A 7,463-nucleotide genomic window follows, 5' to 3' on the forward strand; every position below is an offset into this window, starting at 1 on the left:
CCCAGGTCGACCTCCGGCAGAGGCCGCGCCTCCACGGCCTGCGGTGTCGGCGCCGCGAACAGCCAGACCAGCCGCCCGCCCTGCACCAGAAGAAGCAGGATCAACGCCGCCTCGACCACGCGCCGCAACGGCGGACGACGAAGGGATAGGCGGCCAAAGGACAGGCCGCCCTTGCCCCACGAAACGGCGCTCAGTTTGCGAAGGCCAGCGAGCAAGGAAGACATCCCCCACGGCCTCTCGCGGCCGCAACGCCTCCCTAGGCGGATGCTCCGTACCCGGCTCGCTCCGAACCATGACAGCGCCGAGAAGTTGTCACGACAGATGCGGCGGGTTCAGACGATATGACGCGAAACATTCACCCTCCCCCGATGGAAGAGGGACAAAAAAAGCCGGGAGGCCGCTAGACCTCCCGGCTCAAATGTCAGGCTCAGTCTGCGCTTAGAAACGCGCCGTCAGGCTGACCGAGGCGCTCTGGCCCAGATCGTACTGGTTGATGCGGATCTTGTTGCCCTTCTCCTGGTACTCCTCGAAGTCCGTCCCGAGCAGGTTGCGCAGCTCCAGGGCGAAGCCCAGGTCGCGGCCCTTCACGGTGAAGTCCTTGCGATAGACAAAGTCGAGGAAGGCGCCCGGCTCCTGCACATAGTCCGGCTCGCGCGCCGTGCCGACGCCCGCGCCGCGCGCGGTGGTCCGCTCCGAGACGTAGTTCAGGATGAAGGTCGCCTGCGAGCGGGCCGTGTCGTCTTCCCAACCCAGTTGCAGGTTGGCGACGTGCTCGGACTGCCCCTGCATGCGGCTGCCGTCCTGGATGAAGAAGGACGCCTGTTCGGGACGGCCGCCGCCGCCCAGGGTGATGACGGTGTCGCCCTCGCCGACCGAAACCTCGGAGTCCGACCAGGTGTAGTTGGCCTGCACAAGCCAGCGCTTGTTCGAAATGAAGGCCGCCTGATCGGCGAACTCGAAGTATTTCTTCACCTCGGCCTCGACGCCCATAACGGTCGCTTCCGGCGCGTTCAGGAAGGTCTGCTGGCGCTGGTTGCCGACATCGACGATCACGGCTTCGACCGGCTTGTCCAGCTTCTTGTAGAAGACGCCCGCCGTGACGAACTGCTGACGGCCGAAATACCATTCCCAGCGCGCGTCCAGGTTCAGGATCTCAGTGTCCGTCAGATAGGGGTTGCCGATGAAGACGCGATCGCTTTCCGGGTCGGTGTAGGCCTGGGGCGCCAGTTCGCGGAACTGCGGACGGCCGATGGTCTTGGACGCGCCGAAGCGCAGCTGCTGATCCTCGGTGAAGTTCCACGTCGCGGTGAACGACGGCAGCCAGTACTGCTCTTCGATCTCCGTCGCCTCATAGGCGGGCGTTCCGCCGAACAGGTCGCGCGGGGTCACGCTCTGCTGGCCGTCCTCGAAGCGGACGCCGAAGGTGGTGCGCACGGTCGGCACGAACTCGGCGTCGACCATGGCGTAGATCGCGTTGACCTTCATCTCCGCATCATAGGCGTTGGCGCCGTTCGAGCCGGCGATCTCGCGCAGCTGCAGGGTCCACGGATTGATGTTGTAGTCCGAGAACAGATAGTCGATCCGCGCGCGGCGCTGGCTGTCGGTCAGGCCGTTGACGGCCTCGAACTGCAGGTCGTGACGCTCGGCCGAGCGGGTGTTGTCCAGGGTCGAGGCGCCGACGCTAATGGTCGCCTCGCGACCCGCCGCCATCGGCAGCTTATAGGCCAGGTCCACGCCGCCGGACCAGATTTCGTCGTCCAGCTCGCTGAACGAGATCTGGTTGCCCTGAACGTTGTGGATCAAGCGGTCCTGGGCGTCGACGCCGTACTGAAAGCGCGATTCATAGGGGGCGTCGCGCGAGGTCTTGGCGTAGGCCGCGCGCCAGTCCAGCTTCCACTCGCCGTCGGCGCCGAAGTAGTGCTCGCCCGCCAGTTGGCTGGTGAACAGCTGACGCACGAACCACTCGGTGTAGTCGTTGCGGATCACGCTGCCGCCGGCGTCGAAGTCCGGCCCGGCCGAGGTGCGCGCGCGCTTGGTCGTGGTGCGGACGTAGAGGTTGGTCCACTTCACCTCATGATCGTCAGACGTCAGCGACAGGCCGCCCAGGAAGTTCAGGCGCACGTCGTTCTGGTTGGACTCGACGTCGAAGGTCGAGACCGGCACCAGGTCGTCGCCCTGGAACTGGCCCTCTTCCTGGATCGCCTGACGGGTGCGCCAAGAGTTGTCGTAGCCGGCCACGGCGATGACGCCCAGATCGCCGACCTCGGTCGGGGTGCGGAAACCGCCCGCCAGCTCCAGGCTGCCGTCGACCGGCGTCTGCTGACGCTGCATCAGACGCAGCGGCGCATTGACCATCGAGCGGCCCATCCGCTGCAGCTCGGCGGCCGAGAAGTTGGCCATGTTGATCTGCTTGCCGGTACGGAAGGCCAGGTCGATCGGCCCCGGAATCTTGCGGGTCTCGTCGTCGAAGCCGGTCCAGTCGGTGTCCGAGCCGTAATAGACCAGGTTGTCGCGGCCCGTCGTCTCGGTGTTGCCGCCGATGCCCGCCTTGAAGGTCAGGAACGGCTCGGCCGGGGCGTCCACGGTGCGCAGGTCGATGACCCCGCCGCCGAACTCGCCCGGGTAGTTGGGGGAATAGGACTTCTGAACCGTCACGCCCGCCAGGATGCTGGAGGGGAACAGGTCCAGCGGCACCACGCGCTGCAGCGGCTCGGGGCTGGGCAGCGGCGAACCGTTCAGCAGGGCCGAGGAATAGCGCTCGCCCAGGCCGCGCACATAGACGAAGCGGCCTTCGACGATCGACAGGCCGGTCACGCGGGTCAGAGCGGCGGCGGCGGTGGAGTCGCCGGTGCGTTGCAGGTCTTCCGACGTCAGGAAAGCGGCCACCTCGGCGCTCTGACGGTTCGGCTGCGGGATGTTGCGGCCCAGGACGACGATATCGCCCAGCTGGGTGGCTGGGGTCTGCGACACCTGATCCGGGCTTTCCGGATCAGCGGGCAGTTCATTGCTCAGAGCCACGGCGGCGACGGGAGCGGACGCCTGGGCGAGCGCGAGGCTGGGCGCGCCGAAAGCGGCGACCAGGGCGCTGCTGGCCAGCAGCAGCCCGTTACGGGTCAGGGTCTTGTTCTTCATGTTCGGCTGCCTTGCGTAGGTCGAGAGAGGCTGGACGCTCAAAGGGTCGGCGGCGGCCCTTTCGGACCGCCGCCTCGCCAGAGGGTTCATCAGCACTTCGCGTTGGCGGTCAGGCCGCAGGTCCAGCCCTGCCACCAGGTGTCCGAGGCGTTCTTCACGGCGCCGATGTAGTCGGTGTCGACGAAGGCGGCGTGGACGCTGGAAGCCTTGAACGGAGTCACGGCGGCTTCGTTGGCGCCGTTGATGAAGGTCAGCGACTGGTTGGCGATGGTCACGCCTGCGGTCGGCGCCGTCAGGGTCGACGTCCCATTGGCCGTGTTGTTCGTACCGGCCTTGAAGACCGTTTCCGAACGCGTCGCATTGTTCGGACGGTAGGAAATCCCGCACGACATGAAGACCGAGTTGAACACCGGGTTCACGCTGGCGGTGTCGGCGTCGGCGATATCCAGGCAACCGGCCTTGGAGCCGGCCACGCTGGTGAAGACCGAGTTGACCACGGTCGCCTTGGTGCCCGTGTCGAAGTGGGCGACGGTGTGGGCGTCGGTCGGCGAGTTGCGGCCCACCATCGTCCAGTTGGCGATCTTGGGTTGCGAGTTGTAGCGCTGGGCCAGCGGCGTCGAGGCCGGGGCGGCCGAGAACTCGAAACCGGCCGAGCGGCTGGTCGCGTTCGGGGCGCGCTGGGTCACGATGCCGAACTGGGCGCCGCCGCGCCAGCCGGTGTCGGTGTCGAAGGCGTCGTCGTCGGCGCCGTTGATGACGATGCGCTTCAGGTTGACGTTGCCGCCGAAGATTTCGATGCCGTCGTCCGACGAGTTGTAGGACTGGACGTATTCGATGGTCGTGCCCGCGCCGACGCCGGCCAGGGTCAGGGCCTGCAGCTCGTTGCCGGTCGAAATCTCAAAGCCCGAGTAGCGGATCTGGACGTAGCGCAGACGGCCCGAGTTGTCGTTGACGTTGCCGCCGCCGTAGAAGGCGTTGGTGCCTTCCACCTGGCCGGTGCAGGTGACAGGCGCAGTCAGCTGGCAGTTGGCCTGCGGCGCGCGGCCGGCGATGACGATGCCGCCCCACTGGCCGTGCGAGTTCTCGGTCGTCGCGCCTTCGACGTTCTGGCGGCTGGTGAAGACGATCGGCTGCGTGGCCGTGCCTTCGGCGTAGATCTGCGAGCCGCGGTTGACCAGCAGGTAGTCGCCGCCGCCCGAGGCGAAGATGGTCACGCCCGCTTCGACCGTCAGGATGCCCTGGGTGCCGGTGTTGGCCGAGGCGTCGACGCCGCCGTCCGTTCCGACGGCCGTGCGACCCGAGATGGAGTAGATGGTGCCGGCGCGCAGCGGCACGGTCAGCGCGCCGTTGATCTGTTGCGGGAGCTGGCAGTTGCGCAGCGTGCCGTTGGCCATGGTGCCGACGTTGGCGAAGCCGGTCGGACAGTCAGCCGCGGCCTGGCCGTTGCCGCCATTGCCATTGCCGTTCCCATTGCCGTTGCCGTTCCCATTGCCGAAGTCGCCTTCGCCGGGCGAGGCCACCTCGGCGGAGCCGCCGCAGGCCGCCAGGGCGAGCGCGCTGGCCGCCACGGCGAGCATGGTCTTGAAGCTGCTGTTCATCGTCATCCACCGGTCTGGTCAAAAGATGCGACAGTGGGCGGCCTGTCCGTCACGGACGGCCCTGCTTCCCTCCTGCCTCGGCGGCATGGATAGCGACTGCGGTTTCCGAAGCTTGCGCGCTTCAGTGACGGATCGGCTTAGGTTTCTTGCCGTTTTGTCGCCGCTTGAGTGACAAAATGTCCGGCGACGGAGGTAGCGCCTCGCCCTCCCGCGCCTCAAAGCCGCGGCCGAGGTCCGTGTGACGCTTGTATCCAGGACGCGTCTGGCGCAACACAGCGCGCCGGTCTTCCCGCCGGTCCCGACACACAAGAAGACGAGACACCGAATGGGCGGCTGGAACGTGCGTAAGCGCATCACTGTCAACGCGCAGGAACGCAGCCTGACCCGCAGTCTCAGCTGGCCGCACCTGATGGCCATGGGCGTGGGCGCCATCGTCGGCACCGGCATCCTGACCCTGATCGGCATCGGCGCGGACAAGGCCGGCCCGGCCGTCCTGCTGTCCTTCCTGATCGCAGGTTTCGTCTGCGCCTGCGCCGCCCTGGCCTATGCCGAAATGGCCTCGACCATCCCCGCCTCGGGCAGCGCCTACACTTACAACTACGTCGTCCTGGGCGAGGTCGTCGCCTGGATCATCGGCTGGAGCCTGATCCTGGAATACAGCCTGGTGGTCAGCGCCGTGGCCGTCAGTTGGTCCGGCTATGCCGCGCCCCTGCTGCACGACTGGCTGGGCCTGCCCATGGCCCTGATGCAGGGACCGCACGCGGGCGGCGTGGCCAACGTCCCGGCCCTGTTCATCATCCTGGTTATCGCCGGAATGCTGATCATCGGCACCCGCAAGAGCGCCACGCTGAACCTGGCCCTGGTGGTCGTGAAGCTGTCGGCCCTGGTGCTGTTCGTCTGGTTCGCCCTGCCCCACTTCAACGCCGCCAATCTGGAGCCGTTCAATCCCTACGGCTTCGGCCGCACCATGGGCGAGGACGGGGTCGAGCGCGGCATCATGGCCGCCGCGGCCATCATCTTCTCGGCCTTCTACGGCTTCGACGCCATCGCCACTGCGGCCGAAGAAACCCGCAATCCCAAGCGCGACCTGGCCATCGGCATCATCGGCTCCATGCTGGTCTGCGCGGCCATCTACACCGTCATCGCCACGGCGGCCCTGGGCGCCGCGCCCTTCACCCTGTTCGCCAACAGCCCCGAGCCGCTGGCCCTGATCCTGCGCGAGATCGGCCAGCCGGGCGCCGCTCACTTCCTGGCCGTCACGGCGGTGCTGACCCTACCGACCGTCATCCTGGCCTTCTTCTACGGCCAGAGCCGCATCTTCTTCGTCATGGCGCGCGACGGCCTGCTGCCGCGCGGCCTGTCGCAACTGTCGGCCAAGGGCGCGCCCCTGCGCATCACCGCCTTCACCACCGCCGTCGTCGGGACCATCGCCCTGTTCTTCCCCCTGGGCGAGATCGTCGCGCTGGCCAACGCCGGGACGCTGGTGGCCTTCAGCTCCGTGGCCCTGTGCATGCTGATCCTGCGTCGTCGCTCGCCCGAGCTGCCGCGCGGCTTCCGCACGCCCCTGGCCTGGGTCATCGGCCCCGTGGCCATCGCCGGCTGCCTGTATCTGCTGGCCAGCCTGCCGCAGAAAACGCAGCTGTGGTTCCTGATCTGGAACGTGATCGGCGTCGGCGCCTATCTGCTCTACGGCCGTCGTTTCAGCGTCGCCCGCCGCGAGGCCAGGGAAGCCGAACAGGCCGCCGCCGACTGATCCCTATAGAGGGGGCGCTGCAACCGGCGCCGCCGCTAATCCGCAACCGGCCCAGGCGGCCCCCGGCGCCGCCTGCTATCCAGACGCCTCGCCCCGATGGCCGGATGGCGGAGCGGTTACGCGGCGGAGTGCATATCCGTCCAGCCTGGTTCGATTCCAGGTCCGGCCTCCATCGGGGCGCCCTGCCTTTCAGGAGCCGCCGCCATGCACCGTCTCGCCCCCTCGATCGACGCCGTGGAATGGCTGAACACGCCCGAGCCCGTGCGCCTGGAAGACCTGCGCGGCAAGGTCGTCTGCATCGCCTTCCTGCAACGCCTCTGCCCCGGCTGCTCCCACTACGCCCTGCCCCAGGCCCGGCGCGTGGCCGAGACCTTCACCTCCGGCGAGGTCGCCGTCCTGGGCGTCCACAGCGTGTTCGAGCATCACGACCAGCAGTCGGACCGCGCAGGCCTGACAAAATGGCTGGCCGAGCACGGCTGTCGTTTCCCGGTCGCCGTCGACGCGCCCTCGGCCGATACGACGGCGCCGCGCACCATGACCGCCTTCAATCTTCAGGGCACGCCCAGTCTGGTGCTGGTCGACCGGCTGGGCCGGATGCGGATGCGCCGTTTCGGCCCCGTCTCGGACATGATGCTGGGCGCCGAGATCATGGCCCTGCTGCTGGAGCCCGCAACCGCCGCGTGAAAAGACGCCCGCGCCTGCTTGCCCCAGCGTCAAACGCTCATTTTATTGAGCACTCAGAACACAAAAACAGTGACTTAGGCCAAAACCATAAAGGGCTTGGCGCCTGATCCGTTATCGTGCCCACTATCCTGGACGGCGAACCAGAGGGGGATCGCTCTCATAGTGAGCCTAACGACATGGTCGCGCCCTTCCCCACGGATAAGCTCTTCATCGACGGCGTCTGGCGCCCCGCAGGCGCCCCCAACGCGACCCTGCCGATCGAGAACCCGTCGACGGGCGAGGTCATGGGCCGCCTC

At 67.3% G+C, this 7,463-nt stretch carries 4 protein-coding genes, 1 tRNA gene and 1 pseudogene; 3 read left to right on the plus strand and 3 right to left on the minus strand.

The window, feature by feature from the left end; genetic code table 11:
• The 3 genes and pseudogenes from BDIM_RS17975 to BDIM_RS10660 form a co-directional block, all read right to left on the minus strand.
• A pseudogene (locus BDIM_RS17975) lies at positions 1–224 on the minus strand (type II secretion system protein N); the annotation flags it as partial.
• 214 nt (positions 225–438) lie between these two features.
• Positions 439–3,132 (minus strand): TonB-dependent receptor domain-containing protein, encoded by a 2,694-nt coding sequence (locus BDIM_RS10655; protein WP_003165602.1) that lies wholly within the window; start codon positions 3,130–3,132, stop codon positions 439–441.
• Between the two features lie 89 nt (positions 3,133–3,221).
• On the minus strand, positions 3,222–4,730 hold the full coding sequence (locus BDIM_RS10660; RefSeq protein WP_112999925.1) for a hypothetical protein: 1,509 nt from the start codon (positions 4,728–4,730) through the stop codon (positions 3,222–3,224).
• A gap of 325 nt (positions 4,731–5,055) precedes the next feature.
• Between BDIM_RS10660 and BDIM_RS10665 the strand changes: the two genes are divergently transcribed.
• The 3 genes from BDIM_RS10665 to BDIM_RS10675 all read left to right on the plus strand — a co-directional run bounded on the left by BDIM_RS10665 (position 5,056) and on the right by BDIM_RS10675 (position 7,167).
• Positions 5,056–6,483, plus strand: a complete 1,428-nt coding sequence (locus BDIM_RS10665; RefSeq protein WP_003165604.1) for an amino acid permease — start codon at positions 5,056–5,058, stop codon at positions 6,481–6,483.
• A gap of 98 nt (positions 6,484–6,581) precedes the next feature.
• Positions 6,582–6,655, plus strand: a tRNA-Cys gene (locus tag BDIM_RS10670).
• A 32-nt stretch (positions 6,656–6,687) separates the two neighbouring features.
• A complete protein-coding gene (locus BDIM_RS10675) occupies positions 6,688–7,167 on the plus strand; it encodes a redoxin family protein (RefSeq protein ID WP_003165605.1) in 480 nt (159 codons plus the stop codon).
• Positions 7,168–7,463 lie beyond the last annotated feature (296 nt).

This window comes from Brevundimonas diminuta ATCC 11568 (genome assembly GCF_000204035.1).
Lineage (GTDB): Bacteria > Pseudomonadota > Alphaproteobacteria > Caulobacterales > Caulobacteraceae > Brevundimonas > Brevundimonas diminuta.

Coding starts and splice junctions, on each gene's coding strand:
- BDIM_RS10655 (WP_003165602.1), bottom strand. CDS start 3,132: ATGAAGAACAAGACCCTGACCCGTAACGGGCTGCTGCTGGCCAGCAGC.
- BDIM_RS10660 (WP_112999925.1), bottom strand. CDS start 4,730: ATGAACAGCAGCTTCAAGACCATGCTCGCCGTGGCGGCCAGCGCGCTC.
- BDIM_RS10665 (WP_003165604.1), top strand. CDS start 5,056: ATGGGCGGCTGGAACGTGCGTAAGCGCATCACTGTCAACGCGCAGGAA.
- BDIM_RS10675 (WP_003165605.1), top strand. CDS start 6,688: ATGCACCGTCTCGCCCCCTCGATCGACGCCGTGGAATGGCTGAACACG.